Annotated in this window: 18 protein-coding genes; 13 read left to right on the top strand and 5 right to left on the bottom strand. The window is 54.5% G+C overall.

The genetic code is table 11. The annotated features are described in order from the left end of the window. The first annotated feature begins 378 nt into the window (after positions 1-378). The 5 genes from CGZ80_RS21625 to CGZ80_RS21605 all read left to right on the top strand — a co-directional run bounded on the left by CGZ80_RS21625 (position 379) and on the right by CGZ80_RS21605 (position 6,138). Complete coding sequence (locus tag CGZ80_RS21625; RefSeq protein ID WP_094417772.1) at positions 379-1,875, top strand: hypothetical protein; 1,497 nt, start codon at positions 379-381, stop codon at positions 1,873-1,875. A gap of 212 nt (positions 1,876-2,087) precedes the next feature. Further along, entirely contained in the window at positions 2,088-2,621 is a 534-nt protein-coding gene (locus CGZ80_RS21620; protein WP_094417771.1) for a hypothetical protein, read from the top strand. Positions 2,622-2,626: 5 nt separating this feature from the next. Then, the gene (locus CGZ80_RS21615) at positions 2,627-3,403 is read left to right on the top strand and encodes a class I SAM-dependent methyltransferase (protein WP_094417770.1); all 777 of its coding nucleotides are present in this window, start codon (positions 2,627-2,629) and stop codon (positions 3,401-3,403) included. Between the two features lie 80 nt (positions 3,404-3,483). Then, entirely contained in the window at positions 3,484-4,863 is a 1,380-nt protein-coding gene (locus tag CGZ80_RS21610; protein WP_198953757.1) for an amidohydrolase, read from the top strand. Between the two features lie 57 nt (positions 4,864-4,920). Beyond that, positions 4,921-6,138, top strand: a complete 1,218-nt coding sequence (locus CGZ80_RS21605) for a hypothetical protein (RefSeq protein WP_094417768.1) — start codon at positions 4,921-4,923, stop codon at positions 6,136-6,138. Here the strand turns inward: CGZ80_RS21605 and CGZ80_RS21600 are convergent. Next, a complete protein-coding gene (locus tag CGZ80_RS21600; protein ID WP_103296337.1) occupies positions 6,135-6,728 on the bottom strand; it encodes an N-acyl amino acid synthase FeeM domain-containing protein in 594 nt (197 codons plus the stop codon). The genes CGZ80_RS21605 and CGZ80_RS21600 overlap by 4 nt on opposite strands. 624 nt (positions 6,729-7,352) lie before the next feature. Between CGZ80_RS21600 and CGZ80_RS21595 the strand changes: the two genes are divergently transcribed. Both CGZ80_RS21595 and CGZ80_RS21590 read left to right on the top strand, forming a co-directional pair. Next, positions 7,353-7,814, top strand: coding sequence for a hypothetical protein (locus CGZ80_RS21595; RefSeq protein ID WP_143544083.1), 462 nt, complete (start codon positions 7,353-7,355; stop codon positions 7,812-7,814). A 464-nt stretch (positions 7,815-8,278) separates the two neighbouring features. Continuing rightward, positions 8,279-9,085: an N-acyl amino acid synthase FeeM domain-containing protein gene (locus CGZ80_RS21590; protein ID WP_094417765.1), complete on the top strand. Its 807-nt coding sequence runs from the start codon at positions 8,279-8,281 to the stop codon at positions 9,083-9,085. A gap of 7 nt (positions 9,086-9,092) precedes the next feature. Here the strand turns inward: CGZ80_RS21590 and CGZ80_RS21585 are convergent, their stop codons facing one another. After that, entirely contained in the window at positions 9,093-9,464 is a 372-nt protein-coding gene (locus CGZ80_RS21585; RefSeq protein WP_094417764.1) for a nucleotide pyrophosphohydrolase, read from the bottom strand. Then, the gene (locus tag CGZ80_RS21580) at positions 9,461-10,726 is read right to left on the bottom strand and encodes an FG-GAP repeat domain-containing protein (RefSeq protein ID WP_094417763.1); all 1,266 of its coding nucleotides are present in this window, start codon (positions 10,724-10,726) and stop codon (positions 9,461-9,463) included. Before CGZ80_RS21580 ends, CGZ80_RS21585 begins: the two co-directional genes overlap by 4 nt. Positions 10,727-11,164: 438 nt before the next feature. Here CGZ80_RS21580 and CGZ80_RS21575 point away from each other — a divergent pair, with 438 nt between their 5' ends. From CGZ80_RS21575 to CGZ80_RS21550, 6 genes are all read left to right on the top strand, one after another. Then, a complete protein-coding gene (locus tag CGZ80_RS21575) occupies positions 11,165-11,737 on the top strand; it encodes a MaoC family dehydratase (protein WP_094417762.1) in 573 nt (190 codons plus the stop codon). Between the two features lie 286 nt (positions 11,738-12,023). After that, complete coding sequence (gene hflX / locus CGZ80_RS21570; RefSeq protein ID WP_094417761.1) at positions 12,024-13,391, top strand: GTPase HflX; 1,368 nt, start codon at positions 12,024-12,026, stop codon at positions 13,389-13,391. Then, positions 13,388-14,179, top strand: coding sequence for an SDR family NAD(P)-dependent oxidoreductase (locus tag CGZ80_RS21565; protein WP_094417760.1), 792 nt, complete (start codon positions 13,388-13,390; stop codon positions 14,177-14,179). The genes hflX and CGZ80_RS21565 overlap by 4 nt, the downstream gene beginning before the upstream one ends. A 118-nt stretch (positions 14,180-14,297) precedes the next feature. Then, the gene (locus tag CGZ80_RS21560; protein ID WP_094417759.1) at positions 14,298-14,924 is read left to right on the top strand and encodes an RNA polymerase sigma factor; all 627 of its coding nucleotides are present in this window, start codon (positions 14,298-14,300) and stop codon (positions 14,922-14,924) included. Positions 14,925-14,927: 3 nt separating this feature from the next. Then, positions 14,928-16,163 (top strand): hypothetical protein, encoded by a 1,236-nt coding sequence (locus CGZ80_RS21555; protein WP_143544082.1) that lies wholly within the window; start codon positions 14,928-14,930, stop codon positions 16,161-16,163. Beyond that, positions 16,135-17,199 carry a hypothetical protein gene (locus CGZ80_RS21550; RefSeq protein ID WP_158222805.1) on the top strand — a complete coding sequence of 355 codons (1,065 nt, stop codon included), beginning with the start codon at positions 16,135-16,137 and terminating at the stop codon, positions 17,197-17,199. Before CGZ80_RS21555 ends, CGZ80_RS21550 begins: the two co-directional genes overlap by 29 nt. Before the next feature lie 17 nt (positions 17,200-17,216). On the opposite strand, the gene CGZ80_RS21545 is transcribed toward CGZ80_RS21550, so the two are convergent. Then, positions 17,217-18,272, bottom strand: a complete 1,056-nt coding sequence (locus CGZ80_RS21545; protein WP_143544080.1) for a hypothetical protein — start codon at positions 18,270-18,272, stop codon at positions 17,217-17,219. Continuing rightward, positions 18,269-20,034, bottom strand: a 1,766-nt coding sequence (locus CGZ80_RS28115; RefSeq protein WP_094417755.1) for a hypothetical protein, incomplete at its 5' end; no start/stop codon positions are given. The genes CGZ80_RS21545 and CGZ80_RS28115, both read right to left, overlap by 4 nt.

Genomic DNA, 20,034 nt, shown 5'->3' with positions numbered 1-20,034 from the left:
CGTGAATGCGTTGCTTTGCACCAAGCCGGCCCCCAAGACAAACTGACGGAACCCACCCCAAAGGCCTGGTGGCGAGGGAAAGCCAGCAATCGGCTGATGCTTTGCGGACACAAGAGGGAGGGAGAGACGGCCTTTCAAGGCGGCTTTAGCCTTTCGTGTCGATCAATCCGACCTACGACCCCCAAATCCGCGCCAGATTGTCCAGCTTACGCGGTTATTCTGCAGTAGAAATGCTAGAATGACGGAGACTTCTGAATATTCTGTGGATGGATTCCCTTTGCGACGCCGCTACAAACGATGGCGTTCGGCGAAAGGATTTAGCTCGTCCAGTCCATCGGTCTCTCCTGTCCCCTCCACTATTCGCCCGGATATTTTGCTATGGCGGCACGCGACGATTCAGTGATTCGCGGCAGTCTTATCACTTGCCTAATCTTTTTGGTGCTATCGCTCGCCCTGAACTTCATCTTATGGAGCTGGGGAAGTGGTCAAGCCGGAGCACAGGCCAAAGTCAAAGACAGTCTGAACAACGCACAGAACGGGCTCCGCGACGCTCAAACGCGAAACGACAACCTGATGAAGATGCTTGGGGGCGAACAGATGACCCAAGACAACTTCGACAGTTTCAAGTCGATGAACAGTGGTGATCCGAAATTTGACACGATCGCTCAGCAGTTCTACACCGACATGCAAGTGTACGGCCAAGACGTTGGGATTCAGGACAAGCATTACGGCAAGCTGGCCGATTACTTCACCGATATCATCCGCGACCGCAACGCCCAGTACAGCACCGCACGTGACGAGGCGAGCAAGATTCGCGCTCAAGCTGAAACGGACGTCAATGCCGCCCGCGCCGCTCAGCAAAAAGCCGAAACGGAACGCGAGAACCTGGCGAAACAACTCGATGACGAGCGAGTTCAATTTGCCGCTGCTCGCGAAGACATGGTGACGCAAATGGAGCGTGCGAAGGACAGCAAGCTGAAAAGCGAGTTGGCACTTCAAGAAGCCCAACGCAAATCCAACGCCAATCAAACCCTGCTCAACAACAAAATCGCCAACCTCGAAACCACCATCGACGCACAGCGTTTGCAAATCAACCGCTTGCGTGGATCAGGTAGCTTCGAGCGAGTTCAGGGAGAGGTTCGCTTCGTTCTCAAAGACGGCAACATCGTGTCGATTAACCTCGGATCGGCAGATGCCCTTCGCCGCGGTGTCACATTTGGTGTGATCGATCGCGACCAAACCTCGCGGCTTCAAGATGCGAAGGTCAAAGCTTCGATTCAAGTCACCCGCGTGCTCGGTCCACACTTGGCAGAAGCCCGCGTGATCGCACAACCTGAAATCAGTAGCCCGATCATCGAAGGCGACGCGGTTTACTCGCCATTTTGGGCACCTGGTCGTACGGTTCAAATCGCATTGGCCGGGCCGATCGATCTCGACGGCGACGACCGTCCCGACAATGAGCAGCTTGAAGGCATGATCAAAGCGGCTGGGGCAGTAATCGCTGATGCAGGCGAAAATAGCGGACGCATCGACCCAAGCGTTCGATTCTTGGTCGTCGGCGAAGCTCCTAAACTTGGTCCGTCTGACAATGGTAAAGCGGCTGCAGTCGTTGAAGCGTTGGGGCGTGCGAAGGAACGTGCCAACCAAGCCGGCGTCACGATCATTCCTGCTTGGAAGCTTGAAGCGTTTCTCAAGTCGATCGACGACACGCTGACCACACCGCTGGGATCGGCAGCCCGAGCCGAGGATTTCCAGCCGCGTAGCTCCGACAGTGCCGTTCGCCGTCGCCCTGTGGATCTTCCTTCGATCTTCACCGACCAGCAAGAACGCGTTCAACGCAACAAAGAAATCGGTGACATCGTGCGGCCTCAGTAGCACTCGCTGTCGCCGGTCAAGCAATTGATCAATCGATGCGTCCACTTTCGCGGTGGACGCATTTTTATTTGCTGGTGGTCACTTAGCCGATCCGAGTGAAAGGTCTATCGCTGAACGAAACTCCATGGCGGGGATCGCATGACTGTCTTCGACGCGCTATAAATGAACGTTAGTGCGTTCCGTCTGATTCGTGTCACAACCGGAAAAAAGTCATGCTCCCTTCCCTTTCAAAAGTCGCTTGTTTGGCGTTGGTCACTATGGTCACGGCAGGGGCAAACGCCCCGACGGCCCGTGCGCAAGATTCGTCGAGCACAACGCCAGCAGAGTCCCAGCATTCGCCCAAGGACCTTCGATTGGCGAACTATCTGAGCGGCACACAGTTCATCGGTAAGTTCACAGTCGATGGCCAGGATGTCGCGAAAACAGAAACCTACACGATCACCAGTTGCGAAAAGCTGGACCTGCCCGATGTGTTTCGCTTTAAGGCTCGCATCAAGTACGGAGATGTCGATCAAGAAGTGCCATTGGATTTGAAAGTTCTTTGGTCAGGCAATACGCCAGTGATCACTCTCGATTCTCTGTGGATCCCCACGATGGGAACCTTCGACGCACGGGTGTTGATTCAGCCCGGCAAAGAGGCCGGACGCTACGCAGGGACTTGGCAACACGGTGACCATGGCGGGCATCTGTTTGGCAAGATCGTGAAGATTGAAGAGACCGCCAATCAACCAACGGAAACGAAGTAGCATCGATGGCGAAGTGGTACGACTATCCCCAATACTTCGACATGTTGTTTCGCGACGAAACGCCTGTCGAAGTTGAGTTTTTCGAAGCGGCGTTCGAGCGTTTTGCCAAATGTCGCGTCAAACGTTTACTGGAACCAGGATGTGGGAGCGGGCGTTTGGTCGTCGCCTTGGCCGCGAAAGGCTATGACGTGACCGGCATCGATTTAAGTCCCGCGATGCTCAAGTACACCGAACGAAAGCTCAAACGCCGGCAGCTTCACGCGACCTGCGTGCTGGGGGACATGACGTCGATCGAAGCGAAGAAGCCCTATCACGCCGCGTTTTGTACCTACAACACTTTCCGCCACCTGCTGACCGAGAAAGATGCCGTCACGCACCTGCAAACACTCGCTGATGCGATCGCGCCAGGCGGACTGTATATCCTCGGGATGCACTTAACGCCCGAAGAAGAATACGACGCCGTGACGGAACGCTTTACCATCAAGCACGCCGGGACGGAGTTGAAAACGACGATCAGTGTCCCCGAGACAGATGAGAAAAAGCGTCTCGAGACGCTGCGGGTGAAGCTTGTCGCGAAACGAAAAAGCGGCGACAAAATCAAAATCGAAAGCGAGTTCCCGCTGCGGTTGTACACACCCACTCAGCTGAAACGTCTGTTCAAAAAAGTGAGTGATCGCTGGGAACTCGTCGAGTCATTTGACTTTGCGTACGACATCGACGACCCGCTGCCATTCGACAGCGAACTGCTCGAAGGGCTGTTTGTTTTACGTCGTAAAGGCTAGGACAACCCGGGGCGCCACGAACACGTGGACGCTACGCTATGATGGGTTTGAAGCCCGATCCCATCACTAGCGATACTGCGATGCCCATGTCTTTTTCGTCACGGTCGTTTCCTGCCCGCATGCCCCGCTGTCTCGCACTCGTTTGCGCGATGGCATTGTGCTGTGGTCAAAATCGTTTGTCCGCGATTGGGCCAGATTCGGCAGAACTAAATAAAGCGATCGACCAGGATTACGACGCGTATTTGTCGGACCTCTTTCTGCATTTTCACCAAAATCCGGAACTATCGCTCGTCGAGTTCAAGACTGCCGCTCGGATGGGACGCGAACTGCGAGCGGTCGGTTTTGATGTTACCGAAGGCGTCGGTGGCACCGGTATCGTTGCGGTGCTGGCGAATGGTGACGGCCCGACGGTCATGATGCGGGCCGACATGGATGGATTGCCGGTGGAGGAAAAATCTGGGCTGGAGTACGCTTCCAAGGCAACCCAAGAAGATCCGATCACGGGAAATGTCGTGCCAGTCATGCATGCCTGCGGGCACGACGTTCACATCACCAGTTTGGTCGGAACCGCACGCTACATGTCTTCGAATCGCGATCGATGGTCAGGCACTTTGATGCTGATCGTGCAGCCTGCCGAAGAACGCATCGCCGGCGCACGCGCGATGAAGCAAGATCGACTTTGGGATCGATTCGGCGTGCCGGACTACGCGCTCGCGTTCCATGTTTCTGCGCAGACCGAGGCTGGAATGATCAACGTTGTCGACGGTAGCCCCTACGCCGGTTCAGACACCGTTGACATCATCGTCCATGGAGTCGGTGCTCACGGCGCAAGTCCCCATCGTGGTAAAGACCCGATCGTGCTGGCCAGTCAAATTGTGCTTGCGCTACAAACGTTGGTCTCTCGCGAGATTGCACCACGCGAACCGGGTGTGATCACCGTCGGATCCTTTCATGCCGGAACCAAGCACAACATCATTTCGGACGAAGCACGTTTGCAACTGACTGTTCGCAGCACAAACACGGAGACCCGTCAAACGTTGCTCGATGGGATTCGCCGAATCGCTGTGAACATGGGACGTGTTGCCGGTTTACCGGATGACAAATTGCCGGAGGTTATTGTGTCGGAAGAAAGTGTACCGCCAACGTTCAATCAAGCCGAACTTGCCCAACGTTTACGTCAAGCTTGGACGGACCAAATTGGATCAGAAGTTGTGATTGCCGAAACACAGAAGGGAATGGGAGCGGAGGACTTTCCGGTATTCACCACCGAACCGAATATTCCGTCCGTGTATTGGGGGATCGGCGGGACACCTGCCGAAGCGTTTGCTGCCGAAGCCGATGGCGGCGAGATGGTGCCCAGCCATCACTCGCCCCTATTCAAAATTACCCCCGAGCCGTCTGTCAAACGCGGCATCGAATCCACGGTGATCGCCTTGATTGAACTCATGCCCAAGCCCTAATCACTGTCTCCCTCTCCGCCTCCGAATCAGCCGAATCCTCCCTGACCAAAATCAGATATGAATCCCTCTCGTTTTCGCCGCGCCGCACTGTTGGTCTTGATGTCCGCCACTGGAACGACTCTGTCATCGACGCCTGTTCAAGCAGTCGACCAACCGGAGGCATTGCTGCGGTCGATCGCGAAGGCTGATGGGTCGGCTGGCAGTGACGATGCCGCATCGCGGGCAATCAAAGAGTTGGAGGTGATCCCAAGCGATCAGATTGCAGTGGTGCTCAATGGATTTGATGAGGCCAGCGAGCGTGGACGTAACTGGCTGCGTGGACTGGCGGCTGACGTTGCGGACAATGGTGATTTTCCAAAACAGGAATTGTCGTCTTTCTTCGCAGACCGAGCGGGCGACAAAGATGCCCGATACGTCGCGTATCAATTGCTGGTTCAGCACGACCCGGCGTCGAAAGCGGAACTCTTGGCGAACGCGGAATCCGACCCATCGCTGCCGGTTCGTTTTCTGAAAATCCAGATGCTGCTCGATGACGCTGCTCGGTTGAAAGATGACCAACCGGACAAAGCAAAGAGCGAACTGCAACGCGTCGTCAAGCATGGACGAAGTGCCAAGCAATTGGAGCAAGCGGTCGATCGACTCAAGGAGCTAGGCGTCGACGTTGACTTGGCGGACGCTCTCGGGTTGATCACTGATTGGTTGGTGATCGGCCCCTTCGACAACACAGATAGCCAACAGTTCGAAACTGCATACACGCCGGAGCAACGTTATCTGGAATCCGGTTCGCCCATCCAAACGCTTCCCGGCGAGGCAAACGCCAGCGAGAAAGGTAAGGCGGGGCAAGCGGTTCAGTGGCAACAGATTGGTAGCGATGACAAACTCGGTATGGTCGACTTGAACGCACCGATGGCCAATGCGAAAGACGCCGTCGCGTATGCTTTTTGTCGCTTCACGGTATCCAATGACGCAGACTTTTCAAACGCAAACGTGCTTCCGGCCGAAGCCCGACTCGGTTGCATCAACGCCAACCAAGTTTGGGTCAATGGGAAACCAGTGATCAGCAATAATGTGTATCACTCGGGAACACGGATCGATCAATACGTCTCACCCTGTGAGTTGCAGGCGGGGGAAAACACCGTACTGATCAAAGTCCTGCAGAACGCGCAAACAGAATCGTGGGCGCAGGACTATGAATTTCAATTTCGATTGACTCGGCGCGATGGAAGCCCGATCGAAGTGACCGTTGTTGAGCCGAGTACGATTGGACGCGACTAGGCACTGCGAGTCAGATAGCGTTCTCGCAACCGGGGATGAAATTGTTTCGGGTCGCGAATATCAGCTTGCATCAATTGGGCCAGCGCGCCGGCGACTTCTTCGCAGGCAAACGGCTTGCCGATCGGCGTTGCATTGAAGACACGCTTGTAAAGTTTGGCGTGACGTGGGTGAACGATCGCTTCCAGATCAGTCAGCCCGTATTCAATTGCGGTTTGATACAAGTAACTCGTCAATTCAAGGAACACCGTTCGGTAGGCAATCGGCGTGCTGGCACCGTTGGTTGCGATCTCCGCGTGTTCGGCGTGATCGATCGCCAAGCGAGTGATCCGGCCGACGGATTTTGACGAGTCGCGGGGCACCAGCAGCGTGACTGTGCCGCAGACGCCTCGGTACAGATTGGTGCATTCACCGCCGTCATCGTTCAAGCGGTTTCGTCCAAACGTTCTAAAGAGGCCGCCTTCCACCGTGCGATAAGCATTGATCGCAATCGCTTTCCACGGTCCTTGGTTAGTGCTTTGGGGCAGCGCAGGGTCACGAAGTTTCGCCTCGTTGCGTTCTTCGAGTAAGCCTGCCTTCCGAAACTGAGACATCCAGAGATGTCGCCCGTTTGATAGTTGTGTTGCCGTCGTCGCTCGAACGCACAACACAGACACTTTCCCGCGACGAGTCGCGCTTAGGCGTCCTGATAAAACAGTCGTTGGCTTCATGCGTTTCTCTTCTAAGACGAGTCCTTTCGTCCGTTAAATCCGTCCAATGGCTGGAGACGTTTAACAAATCGCTTTGGACGAATCAACGCAAGTTCCAATATTATCGAGGGTTAACGCTTCCTCATTGGTCGACATTTGCTCAGACAAACGGCGACTGCAGAGATCGGGCTTGTCGGACAACGGCGAGATGTGCTAGTTCAAACATCCCACAGAAGCAGGGGAGTGCTTGATTACCGCCCACCGAACCAACGGACCGTGATCCAGCGGTCAGAGACGCGCCGATCGCGTGCAGTCCTGTCTTTGTGCTTTCACCTCAACCCTTATCTGCTAACGCTGATCTTTCATTTCCGACGAAGCCCCACGTGTCGCATGGATGCATCAACCGTTGATTCAAACTCAACCGCTGCGCTGTCTAACAGGCCGTGTGGCGAACTTGCTCGATCTGGTTTGCTGGCCCAGGCTGATTTTCAAACGGTTGACAGGCTGCGCGAGCTTGACCGAATCAATTTGAAAATTATCTACCGAGATCTGGCCGCGCCCGCGATCGCGGACGTCCATGCGGAGTACGGCTCGGTCATGCTTTCACAAGGCGATCGCTTCTGCACCTGTATTGTGCGAAAGCTGTTCTCGTGCAAAGGGCCTTGGATTGGCAAAGGGTTTTGTCCGATCGATCGCGAGCGCGGACAGGGCTACAACGTTTTCGGTACCCCTGATTCACGCAAGGTACTGCTGCCGATGGACACGTACATCGGCGGCTCGAACGTTGTCAACGGAGCCGCCTATATCCTCGACTATCGAAAACGCAATCGAGGGGCGGTGTGTTGGTTACGCGGGGAACTGCGAGTGCTCTCGGAAAATTTATTGCTCGGCATGGGCACCTTCGGACCTTGGAATCCACGGTGGGCAAAGCTCCGCAGGACGATCCCATTCTTGCTTTACCGAACCGGTCCCGCTGAGCCGCAAACCTAATCTGGGCGAACAATAATCCGCAACGATTTTGTCGATTCGCGGAACTTGTTTTGAGCTTTACCGGTCTAATGGCAAACAGTTAGAGCCCCAGCAGGGGGCCGTTGTGGTAAATAAACTCGCGTTATGCCACGTACGCCCGTCCATCACCAGGCGAGTGCTATAGGTCCCCCTAAACTCGCCATCGCTTGTAATTAACACAAATTATTTGTCTTATCCAAACACGCTGGGTCAGATAATCGTCATAATCCTCGTCCATCGGCTGACGAGCTATGGGGGCTCTGACTGCCCGAACTCTTCTCTCTTTTTCTTTTTTGATTCGCGTTTGAATTCCAGCCAGTGCTTCGGCACTGAGCAAACCGAGCAATTGGGGCTGCCAAGTCAATGAGTGACCTGTGCGATAGGCAAGCTGTTGACGCAGACCTGAAGCAACCCACCACTTATCGTTCCATCACCGGGGGAATGTAATGCAGTCAATCGCCAGTTTGCGATCGGCACGTCTACGTGATCCATCCAGGCAACTCGTTTCTACCAAAGTCAAAGTTCGCCAATCCATTCATTGCCGATTGGCAACCACACCAGCCGACTTGCGGCGAGCCGACGAGTTTCGGCGCCAACGCTATGAAGACGTTGGATTGTTGGGCAAAGAAGCTCCAACCGATTCGCCCACGACGCAGCTGGCAAGCGCATCGCCGGTCATGTTTCAGGAAGACCGTCGCTGGAAAGCAAACGTGTTTCTCGCATTCCGAACGACCGAATATCTATTCGGTGTTCCAAATCCCCGGCGATCTGAAGGTCGCAATCCATTTTCGAAAGACGCGCACGAAGTTATCTGTGGTACCGTGACACTTTTGACGCCGACTGCCGAAGCAGTGCTGGGATCGGGCCACGAATCAGTGATCCAAGTGTTTGATCCGTTTGCTTGTGACGGGCGCGTTGGAAGAGTGTGTCGATTGGCGATCGAGCATGAATCCGCTGATGCGAACTCATCGACGCGGTATCGATCTGTCTTTCTTGCCCTGACGGGATTGATGCATCAGACGGCAATCGAAATGGGGCTGACACACATGGATGCGATCGTGCATCCACGACATGCCAAGTTGTACCACCGAATCTTCAAGGCCCGGCCGATTGGTGAACCCTTTGAATGCCAAGACGTTAGTGGTGCACCCGGCCAATACATGCGTGCAAACATCGCGGCTCCGATGCGATTCCATGAACGACTACGTTCCAGTTATGACGCGGAACCGATGCCCTTGCGAATGGCGAAGTGATTCGGGATCACGAATCCCTTAACTTCGAGTTATTGCGATGGCGGTCTTTGTCACGCTGGGTTTTCTTTTCAAGGTTTGCATCCAGCGCCGCCGTTAAATCGATGCCCGACTGGTTGGCCAGGCAGATTGTTACAAACATGACGTCGGCCAATTCGTCGGCCAAGTCGCCGGGAGTCTGGCCTGATTTGTAGGACTGTTCGCCACAGGTCCTCGACAGAATTCTTGCTACCTCGCCAACCTCTTCGACGAGTTGGGCGAGGTTCGTCATTTCGTCGAAGTAGCGAACTCCGATGGTTTTGATCCACTGATCAACCGTTTCTTGAGCTTCGCGAATGGTGAGGTCGCGAGCGTTTTTGTCAGGCTTCGATTCGTCGTTCATTCGGCGAGCAATAGGTACGTTCCACTCTTTCCGGCCACGGCCAGGTCGACTTTGGAATCGCCGTTCAGATCTTCGACAACGATCTGCAATCCGCAACCGACGTGGCCTTCATCGATCGTGTGACGCGTGAAAGTTTTGGTTTTTGGGTCCCAGCGATAGTAATACAAACATGGCGGTTCGTTTCCGCCGGGATCATGGCTGTTGTGCGCGTAGTAACGTTTGCCAGTGATCAACTCATCATCGCCGTCACCATCAAGGTCTGCCCAAGCCAGCGTATGGGGCTGGGAATAGCTGTCGTCGATCATGTGATCGACGAATTCGATTTTTCCGGTCTCGGAATCGCTACCAACTTGTTCCCACCAATACAGGCCATAGTTGTGCCCATTCCCAATGATCACGTCGCTGTCACCGTCTTTGTCTAAGTCAGCGATGATCATCGGCAACGAACTGTGGAGATCCCAATCGGAATGGAACGTCCATGGTTGTGACCAAGGATCGGATGCGGGTTGTTCGTACCAACCTTGGCCGACCATCAAATCGACTTTGCCATCGTTGTTCAGATCGCCGACCGCAACGCCATGTCCGTTACCGGATTGACCTAAGGCATGGCCAACCAATTCGAAACGAGCGGGATTGGAATCCGAAACGTCACTGTCAGGTTTTTCGACTAAGCGGTAGATGTACGCAGGGCAGTCTTTTGCCCAGCTGTTGACGATCCATTCGGGGCTTCCGTCGCCATCGATGTCACTCAACAGTTGGCCTTCGTTTTGAGACCGTTTGGTATCGAGCAGCAAGTGTTGCTTCCATTGCTTTCCGAGACGCAGTCCGTCGTTACCTGGGTTCTCGTACCAATGGACTTCCGAGGGGATAAATGAACCCGCGAATACATCGAGGTCACCGTCCTTGTCCAAGTCGAACAAGTAGTCGCCATTACTTTGGACGTATCCGTTCCAGTCTTCGATGTTGCGAAGCGGCCGCGCGGCCCAGTCACCGCCTTTGAACCAAGCACGTCCGGCGACCAAGTCTTTCTTGCCATCGCCATCGATATCGCCTGCCGCGATCCCTTCGTTGGCATCGAGGGCCAGCATGCGAATTTGAAATGAGATCGGCTCGTCAGCCTGGGCTTGGTCGACATCGAGCGCGGTCAGGACAGTCGATACAACAGTCAACGCAAAGGAAACTTTTTTGACACCGATTCGGACGTTGGCACCGGACCAGCAAGAAAGGAATGACGCCAAGAAGGGGGACGATTGCAGCTTCATGATTCGATAAGGTGGGAGATCACAGGTGGGAGGATGGTACGGGGAGAATAATCCGCAACAGCGGTATTCTACCGCCCCGCTGCAATCTTCTCAGTCGGAATGCTCGGCAATCTCGCCGCAAACCGAAATTGGCAGGAAAAACCAAAGTTTTCCTCTAAAAGTTTCACGTCGCCGCTATCGCCTGTGATCCGAAGCCGACATGATGTGGAGACTCCGTGTTCGAAGTGCCGTAGGGGGGTGGAAACGCCAACTGAAATCGCGAGCATCAGGTTCACTGAGCAGAGCAGCTGATTCGAAGTCATCTTCAGAGCTGTTTGACGACGCAATCGTTGTGACTGCCGCATCGGTGGGGAAACCGCTGGTGAACGCGCTGGCAGAGAACTAATCAGCAAACTATTCGGACACTATCAGGTAACCTTGAGCGTGATCAGCAACTCCATGAATGAGTCTGAGCTCGAGGATCTGCGTGGAACATCCATGACGGATTCCGTCGATCTTCAGACCTCGCCATGTCAAACTGACGCGGAAAGTCAATCGGACAGGTCATCAGTTCATGTTGCTGTTGAGCAACCGCTTTACGCCGAGGATCTAAGCGAAGGTGATTGCTGGGAAACCGAGTCACGCGAAATCACCGGATCCGATGTCTGTCAGTTTGCTTCACTGACAGGGGACCACACTCCGATCCATGGTGACGCAGCGGACTCACCGTTTGGGAAGCCAATCGCACACGGATTGCTCGGGCTCAGCGTTTTGGCGGGTTTGGGGACAAACCATCCCAATGCCGTGACGCTGGCGCTGGTCAGTATTGATGAGTGGAAGTTTCTCGCCCCAGTGTTTTTTGGCGACCGCGTTCGTGGGAGAAACGAAATCATCAGTATCGAGCCACACGGCCGAAGAGCGGTCAAAGTCCTTTGGCAACGTAGTCTGGTGAACGAAGACGACCGCGTTGTTCAGCAAGGGAATTTCGTCACTCTGGTCGCTCGCCGAAAACGAGTCACAAAACCTCGTTAATTCGCGCGAACCCGGTATCACTCGATGCCTTCTAGGTGTTCCGTCGGGCGAAGGGTGTTTGCCCTGATGCTGCTGCGAGTGCATTGGCATCCCCCCAATCATTACTGCAATCTTCTTTACGCAGGTATTTAATCCAGTGATTTGAGCACGCTTCAACAGGATCGGCCCACGGTATGCAGCCGCCAATTTTGGCGTTTCGTCCTGCCACCGTGGATTAGGTATACTTAAGTGGAACGCGTCACCTCTCGTTTCCACCACCCGATGTATCTTGAGGCCCTTTTTTTAAGTGCGCGAACAACACACTGTCATTGATGACACCCCCGAACGCAGCGTCCTTGCACGACTCATTTTGCCGGACAGCAGCGATTCATCTGATCCGCTTGAAGAGCTCCATGGATTAGCGACCACCGCCGGAACACAGGTCGTCGGCGAGCTGATCCAGAAACGTGTCACACCGGACCACGGGACGTACCTTGGTCGTGGCAAAGTCGACGAGCTCCGAGAGCTAGTGGAAAAAACGAAAGCCGACGTCGTGATTTTCGACAACGAGCTAACGCCGGGCCAAATCCGCAATTTGGAAAAAGCGGTAGACGCCAAAGTCCTCGATCGAACCGAGTTGATCTTGGACATTTTCGCCGCCGGTGCGCGAACTCACGAGTCACGCTTGGCCGTTGAATTGGCTCAGCTCGAGTATTCACTTCCGCGATTGAAACGGATGTGGACTCACTTGTCCCGTCAATCGATGGGCGTCGGTATGCGTGGTCCTGGTGAAAAGCAATTGGAAGTCGACCGTCGGTTGGCGCAAAAGCGAATCCACGACTTGAAGCAGGAGCTTGGCAAAGTCGAGTCTCGTCGGCAGCGCCAAGTCGAATCACGTCGCGACGCGCCCACCGTTTCGTTGGTCGGATACACCAACGCTGGCAAGAGCACGTTAATGAACGCGTTGACCGAAGCTCACGTTTTGGCAGAGGACAAACTTTTTGCGACCCTGGATACGCGAACCCGGCGTTGGCATTTGCCGCAATGGGGAACCGTCCTATTAAGCGACACGGTCGGGTTCATCCGCGACCTGCCGCACTCGTTGGTCGCAAGTTTTAAGTCGACATTGGAAGAGACTCGACAGGCTGACTTGTTGTTGCACGTCGCTGACGGAAGCAACCCGGACGTCTTCGGTCAAATCAGTGCGGTTTATAAAGTCCTGAGCGAACTGGAGATTCGCGAGAAAGACACGCTCTTGGTTCTCAACAAGGTCGACGCCATCAAGTCGCCCGCGATGTTGAACCGTGTTCTTGATCGCTATCCAAATGCGATCCCAGTCAGCGCACGCGATGGCAAAGGCTTTGACGGTTTGATTGAAGCTGTCGGAGACGCGCTCAGCCGGGAATTCGTCGACCTCGATATCGAAATCGATCCGGGGAATGGCAAACTGCTCTCGTTCCTGGCTGCCAAAGGTGAAATCGCCTCGCAGACGTTCGAAGCCGAAATCGTTCGCATGCGAGTTCGCTTGCCGATCAGCGCGATGGGACTGGTCCGCAAGTTAGCCGTGTCTTATCGCCCAGTTGTCGATAACACTCCAACGATCGATTCGGTCGCACCGATTGACTTGGATGACGATGTCGTCAACGAAACCTCACCGGCGACAGACGTTGCATGACCGATCGTCCACGACGCTGGTCTGCCGACGGCAAGCTTGCCGTCGTGACCGGTGCAAGTAGCGGCATTGGGCAATGTCTCGCAAAACAACTCGTCCGCCGTGGCTGCCGCGTGATCGTGGTGGCCCGGCGTGAAGAGCGGTTAGCAGACCTTGCCAGAGAAAATCAGTTCTTCGAAGAGAATCTGATTGCTCTGGCCGGTGACCTCACCGAACCGCAAACTCGGCAACGCATTGTTGATGCGATTTGCGAAGAACGTGGACACGTTGACTTGCTAGTTAACAATGCCGGTGTCGGGGCAATTGGCGCGTTCGAAACGGCATCCCCGGAGCGATTGCGCGATGTGATGGAGGTCAATTTCTTCGCTCCTACCGAGCTGACCCGATCGTTGCTACCGCTGCTTAAAGCGAGTGGTGATGGTGTCATCTGCAACATCAGCAGCGTCCTTGGTCACTGCGCGGTACCCGACAAAAGCGAGTACTGCGCCAGTAAGTTTGCGATGCATGGATGGACTGATTCACTGCGTGCCGAACTGCAGTCACAAGGCCTGACGGTGACGCTGGTCAGCCCCAGCACGACACGTAGCGAGTTCTTCAATGTGTTGATCGACTCTGAAGGTGCCAGCAGTAAGAGCGTCGGGAGCTGGTCTCCTGACCGAGTCGCCGCCGCGACGATTCGGGCCATCGAACGCCGACGTCGTGAGGTGATTCTCAGTCTTGGCGGAAAAGCCCTTGTCTATGCCGATCGACTGTTTCCAGGTTTGATGGCTTGGATTTTAAAACGCCGCTAAGTGAGAAGCGAAGCTCGCGTTCTAGACAAGAATTCTAAAAACCACCCGTTTTTCGTTTTAGAATCCGTCCCCCGAATTGGTCTAACATGATAAGCGCCAATTACCGCCGGGTGAAACGATGGATTCCGCGATACGAAAAACGATGGATGGTCATCGACTGTTCGGGCGTGACCACGCCGGAGAGTCGTCGATGCAGAGCAAGCTTAGCGAGGATGAATTTGCTCGCTCGGTTGATGCTTGCTTGCCACGCCTGGTTGCGGTCGCACGCCGATTAGCTGACGAAGAGGAGATGGCTTCCGAAGCGTTGCAAAACGCTTTACTGAAGGCTTCTAAATCCTGGAAGCGTTTTGACGGCCGCTCGCAATTGGAAACGTGGCTTGTTCGTATCTTGATCCACGCCGTGCGTGATTTGATCAGCGAAGCCCAGCGTCGACGCAAGCGTGCGATCGCGTTGGGATCCGATCAACGCTACGAAGCGTTGGCAATGATTCCCGATCCGCAACGTGGACCAACCGAACAAGCGGCTGACAATGAAACCGATAGTCTGATTCGACAAGCGGTCATGGAGTTGCCTCACCGACAACGCGAAGTGTTTTCGCTGATCGTCTGGCAAGGCATGACTGCGTCGCAAGTCGCGGAGGTGGTTGACATCAAAGTTTCCAATGTGCATGCGAATCTGCACGCCGCACGCCAACGGTTGCGATCGGTATTGAGTCCCCACTTGGAACAGCCCTCGGGGGAATAAGTGATGAATCAAGATCCACTCGATTCGCTATTGCGCAGAGCCGACCCGGCATCTGGCCACGACGATCCGCTTGTCGACCAAACGCGGCTAACTTGGCAACATTACCGTCGTCGACGAAGTGTCAAACGCCGAAAGGTCAAAGCCGTATTCGGCGGTGCAGCAGCGATGCTCGTATTCGCCATTCTTGCGATTTACAACGTTTCTGAAAGCGGAACAAAGCTCGCGTCGCATCCATCCAGTGGCGCTTCAAACGCAATTGAAACACCGAATGTTCCTGTGACGACCGGCCCTGCGGTTTCAATTCCACCTGTCGACGAAACTGCCGCTCAGTCGAACGCAGACAAGACGCAACTCAAACCACTCGAACAGTTTTGTTTGTTTGTCGACGAAGCCGGTGCGCCTGCGAGTTCTCGTTGGGTTGCTGCTTGCCGGCAACTCGCATTTCACCCAACAACGATGGGGCGTTCGGCTGTCAATTTGGTTCCCCAAATCAACGACCCTACGAAGCGAGAGCGTGCAATTGAACTGGTTTTAAACGCGGCAGGAAATCAGTCGCAATCCGTTCTCACCGCGTGGTTGGATGCACCGTCGATCCGATACCTTGCCTGGGATAGATTGCTCCGCCTGAAACGCATCGACGAGATGCCCGCGATGGTGCCGCTTGCTCGTTCGGATGAAGAACGCACGTTGCTTTGCCAAGTCATCGCGAGGTCCGAAGAGCCGGTCGCAGTTCGCCAATTGCTTGAGCTCGCCCAGTTGCCCCTTTGGCGTAAAGCGGTCCGTCACGGCGTTAATGAACTGCACGCCGAATCTGTGCCGGTGTTGATTCAGTTTCTTCGTTCGAACGACAGAGAAATAAAGTTGGCCGCGGCATTCGTTGTCGCATCGGTGCCCAATCGCCAGGTTGACAATACACTTGCTGAACTCGTGCTTCACGGCTGGCATCAGCAGCCCGCTTATATCGCATTGCTGTCCCGTAATACGCCCAACTCCCGTGCGTTCATCGCCCGAGCGGCGACGCAGCCTCATCTCTCACCCTCTCTTCACTCTGCTCGTGTCAACTTCGCGGCTATCGAAAAGTCGCTACAGTTCTGGATCGATCAAACCCAAGGTCAGAAACATGAAACGCCCGAAACTTCTCATTCGCTATCGCCAGAGTCGATTGGCACAACCGTTGTTCGCTTTGTCCCAACTGGGATTTCTGCTGGGATTGTCGTGCCTTCACGTAGCGCAAGCTGATGCCCAACAGAGCAATGCTGCCCCCGGGAATGCCTCCGCAAAGTATGTCACCAAAGCCTACAACGTTTCCGTATTGCTCGAGTCGCCCTCGCTGTTGGGATCTGCGACCGCGAAGACCAACACGCTGCAGCCAATGGGGGGAATGATCGACGGACAAGGTCAGATGGGAGGAGGGATGTTTCGCATCCCAGATAACGTGTTGCCTCAGATGGGAGGAGGGATGGGGGGCATGGGAGGATTCGTCACCGGGACGATGTTACTTCCCCAACAAATGACACGCGAAGCACTCAAAGATATCGTTCTCAACCATGTGAATGGCCCTGACGCACCTTGGAATGAGATGGTCGGTAGCGGTGGAGAGCTTAGCCTTGTCGGACCACTGTTGATCGTCACCCACACACCTGAAGTGCATCAACGCATTGCTAACTTGCTCGAGTTATTGATCGACGCGGATGCGACCACGCCAAGTATTCAGCTCGATATCCGATTTGTGCAACTCGAACCAAGTGCCACCGAATCGCTTACTGACGCCTCGTCGGAAAAACTGAAAGCCATTGCCGCGGACGACTCTGCGGCACGGATTACATTGCGCTGCGACAATCACCGAGCGGTGGAAATCGCATCTGGGCTAAAACGAAGTTACATCGTTTCACTGACACCAGTCGTCGGAAGCAGCGATTTGCAATCGGCATTCCCAACGAATGTTGCCTACCGACCCGAAACCGAGACAGTCTTGCTGGGGCTGTTCGGAAAAGTGATCCCTGACGTTGATGTCAGCGGCGAATCCGCCCGCATCCGAATGGGAATCGAAATGGCTTCCGCACCTGAAGAAGTGCTCGCGACGAACTTTGGAAATGGTCAAACCACTGACCGAATCGAAATCGAATCTGCGAAGTTGGAAACCTCGATCACCGTCGATGCCAATGAGTGGACTGTCGCGGGAACCGTTGCTTTGACCAACGCACAAAGCATTGTGCAAACTGGAGAGGCGTTGCAGCATCTGACGATCTTGGTCCACTGGAAGATCGTCAAGTAATCTCAAGCGAAGTGCGACTACTCGGCTTTGTCTTCGTACAGAGCTGCCAGTTGCATCAGCACTGGGATTGCCGCTTGACGAAGTGTTTCTTTGGACTCGTCGGCGTACTGAGATTTCAGTGACTCCAACTCCGATTCCAGTCGTTGACGCTCGGCGCGTTGTTCGGGCGTCTGTGGTTTCAGTTCAGAGTTCACCAAAATAGAGTATCCGTCAGCTGCCACGCCATCGACTGCCGCTTTGGATTTTGAAACTTTGATCCCGCGAACCAGCTCGACCTCCGACCCCTTCTTGTCGGCGTTGTCGTCGATCAACGCGTGTTCGCTTGATAGTCGTCCTTGCTCGTCGTAAAAGCGTTGCGTTTCAATTGATGCCCGGATAAATGCCTCTTTGGCGCTGACTTCGTCATCGTGATTCAGATCGGCATCGATCGAACCAAACGCTTCGGCAAGGTACTTTCCGAAGATCGCAAAATTGTGTTCGGAGCCGTTTCGCGTTGCCGTGATCACGATCCGACCTGGTGAGCTGACCCGATTGATAAATGGTGCGCTGCTTGACGTGCAGTTGGCAACAATCAATGGGCGTCGAATCGAACTCAACCATTGATCGAGTTCTTCGCCGCTGGCATCGGGGCCAACCAAATTGAACTTGGCGGCCTTGCCGTCCCAGGTCCCGTGACCGATCAAAATAATCCACAGCGGCTGATCGCTTGCTTCAAGGGCACCGCTTTGTTTCAGGAACGATTCGAGTTCCGCTTTCACGGTCGTGTTTTCGGTAGACGGCTCCGGCCCCAGTTGCAGCAGATTCAAACCTGCGGTTTGGCAGTTGTTTTCCCAAATTGCTGACCACTTTTGAAACGTCGATTCGTACTCGTCCGTCCCTCCGGCACCGACGACCAATAGGACATCCGTGGGGGCCGTTTTGCTTTCGGCGACAGCCTGAATGTCTGGTTCCACGATTGCGTCTTGCGCGCCCGCGACGGTTGAGATCGAACACAACAGTGTGGCGGAAACAATTCGTATCCATCGAGCGGGAGCCATACGAACAATCACCTTGAAAGGGGGTGTGATTCTCATGCCAGTCCTCGATATCGTCGTAGTCCCCATTCGGCACACAGGCACCCGAGCGCCAATGCGAGCACCCAGCCGCGATGCCAGATCGGATAAACCCATGTTTCTGTCACTGGGACCTTGTTGGTATTCAGTTGGTCGGTGAAACGATCGAGTTCAGATTCTGGGATCAGTTTCCCGCCGCTGCGTTTTGCGATTGAATCCATCAAAGGTCGGTTGAATCCGATTTGGTCGAACTCGCGACCCGCGATCTGTTTTGTCCAGCCGGCAACAGGCGTCCCAATGACTTCACCATCCGTTGATCGGACTTCGGCGTTCGCCACATAAGCCCCCGCGCTGTCATCAAAGAATGAAGCGGTGACGACGCCGGGGCGATCGGGCACGGGGTGGACAGAAAGCGGTACGGAGGCGCCGTTTGGTTGTCGAATGGTCAGGCTGACTTCACCATTTTCCAGCGGATCAAACGCTTCATCAAAGGCGGCGACTTCCAAAATGACCGCATCGTTTTCGGGATCGTCTTTCACGGTCAATTCGGTTCGCCGCGGAACGTCGCCAACCAGCCACCGCACCATTTGACGCCACGATTGATAAGAATCGTCAGCTTGACCAGGTTGTGCGTTCATTGCCCAACGCCAATAGTCGGCAATCATCACCGATCCAACCTTGCCGCGGCCAAAACGTTGTACCGCAACCGCAGTGCGTTCCTCTCCGCTGCTATCGGTCACTGTTGCCAAGCCGTAGGCACCGGGTTTCAAGCTGCCGACTTCATTCACCGATGTGAACGAAGCCATCGATTTCAAACGCTTATTTTCTTCGTTGACGGTCGAACGCAATCGCATCCACGGTTCGAGCATTCCCTCACGCGTCAATTGCATCGATTGTTGGGATGGCCCATCCATGTTGCGTCGTTTGACATACACCGGGGAAAGATCACCCAGCACTGAATCCTCAAAGTCGCGGCCGGCCCACATTTCCTGGCCGCCCAAAAACATTAAGCCGCCGCCTCGCAGCGAGACAAATCGCCGGATCAGTTTTAGCTGGTCTTGGGAAAAAAAGGATGGTTCGATGTCGTCTAGAATCAAGGCGTCAAAGTAGAACAGTTGGTCTTCGGTTTTGGGAAAGCCAGACGACAACTCGTCGGCTTGTTTAACCCCGATCGGAACCAGGACAGGTTCGTCGTATTGTTCGGCCGTTTCTTCGGCATCGTCCCCCAAGCCCTGGAACAGAGGGTTTGTCCCCGAGACGGCTTGATCGCGGAAGCTGAATTTGGGTTCTTTGTTCGCCATGCGAAGCAATCCGGTCAATTCGACCTCGGCGTCTTCGTCAACGGCTCGGCGCAGAAATTTGAATTCCCAGTTTGGTCGTCCCGCCAGATACAGCACACGATAGGGGCCTGTTCGGCGATCGACGGCAACCAATTTGGTGTTGTTGATCAATGTCGTTTCGGACGACTGTTGCTCAATCAATGTCTCCACCGAATCGAACGCCGCTTGGTCAGTCTGTCGGAAGACGTCCACACGATAAAAACGCAAACCGACATCGTCGGGACGAAATTGAAACGATGCATAGTAGTTGGCTTCGTCGGACTTCAGTGCCAGTGTTTGCTCTTCGACAATCGAACTGGTTTGAGTGTCAGTCAATCGGACGATCACGTCTCCAGTCAACGATCCATCAACGGCAAATTGAACCGACAATGTGACTGGCGATACCTCAAAGTTTGTTTGTCGGATCGACGTGCCGGTGATCCGAAGGTCATTCAATCCACTCA

Origin of the sequence: Rhodopirellula sp. MGV, from assembly GCF_002251265.1 — a bacterium.
Lineage (GTDB): Bacteria > Planctomycetota > Planctomycetia > Pirellulales > Pirellulaceae > Stieleria > Stieleria baltica_A.
This window is presented reverse-complemented; position numbering and strand designations above follow the sequence as displayed.

Excerpts from the sequence above, each read along its gene's own strand:
- CGZ80_RS21555 (WP_143544082.1), top strand. The coding sequence starts at position 14,928 with ATGAATCAAGATCCACTCGATTCGCTATTGCGCAGAGCCGACCCGGCA.
- CGZ80_RS21575 (WP_094417762.1), top strand. The coding sequence starts at position 11,165 with ATGAATGAGTCTGAGCTCGAGGATCTGCGTGGAACATCCATGACGGAT.
- CGZ80_RS21600 (WP_103296337.1), bottom strand. The coding sequence starts at position 6,728 with ATGTCTCAGTTTCGGAAGGCAGGCTTACTCGAAGAACGCAACGAGGCG.
- CGZ80_RS21560 (WP_094417759.1), top strand. The coding sequence starts at position 14,298 with ATGGATTCCGCGATACGAAAAACGATGGATGGTCATCGACTGTTCGGG.
- CGZ80_RS21620 (WP_094417771.1), top strand. The coding sequence starts at position 2,088 with ATGCTCCCTTCCCTTTCAAAAGTCGCTTGTTTGGCGTTGGTCACTATG.
- CGZ80_RS21585 (WP_094417764.1), bottom strand. The coding sequence starts at position 9,464 with ATGAACGACGAATCGAAGCCTGACAAAAACGCTCGCGACCTCACCATT.
- CGZ80_RS21580 (WP_094417763.1), bottom strand. The coding sequence starts at position 10,726 with ATGAAGCTGCAATCGTCCCCCTTCTTGGCGTCATTCCTTTCTTGCTGG.
- CGZ80_RS21625 (WP_094417772.1), top strand. The coding sequence starts at position 379 with ATGGCGGCACGCGACGATTCAGTGATTCGCGGCAGTCTTATCACTTGC.
- CGZ80_RS21605 (WP_094417768.1), top strand. The coding sequence starts at position 4,921 with ATGAATCCCTCTCGTTTTCGCCGCGCCGCACTGTTGGTCTTGATGTCC.
- CGZ80_RS21610 (WP_198953757.1), top strand. The coding sequence starts at position 3,484 with ATGCCCATGTCTTTTTCGTCACGGTCGTTTCCTGCCCGCATGCCCCGC.
- CGZ80_RS21565 (WP_094417760.1), top strand. The coding sequence starts at position 13,388 with ATGACCGATCGTCCACGACGCTGGTCTGCCGACGGCAAGCTTGCCGTC.
- CGZ80_RS21590 (WP_094417765.1), top strand. The coding sequence starts at position 8,279 with ATGCAGTCAATCGCCAGTTTGCGATCGGCACGTCTACGTGATCCATCC.
- CGZ80_RS21615 (WP_094417770.1), top strand. The coding sequence starts at position 2,627 with ATGGCGAAGTGGTACGACTATCCCCAATACTTCGACATGTTGTTTCGC.
- CGZ80_RS21545 (WP_143544080.1), bottom strand. The coding sequence starts at position 18,272 with ATGAGAATCACACCCCCTTTCAAGGTGATTGTTCGTATGGCTCCCGCT.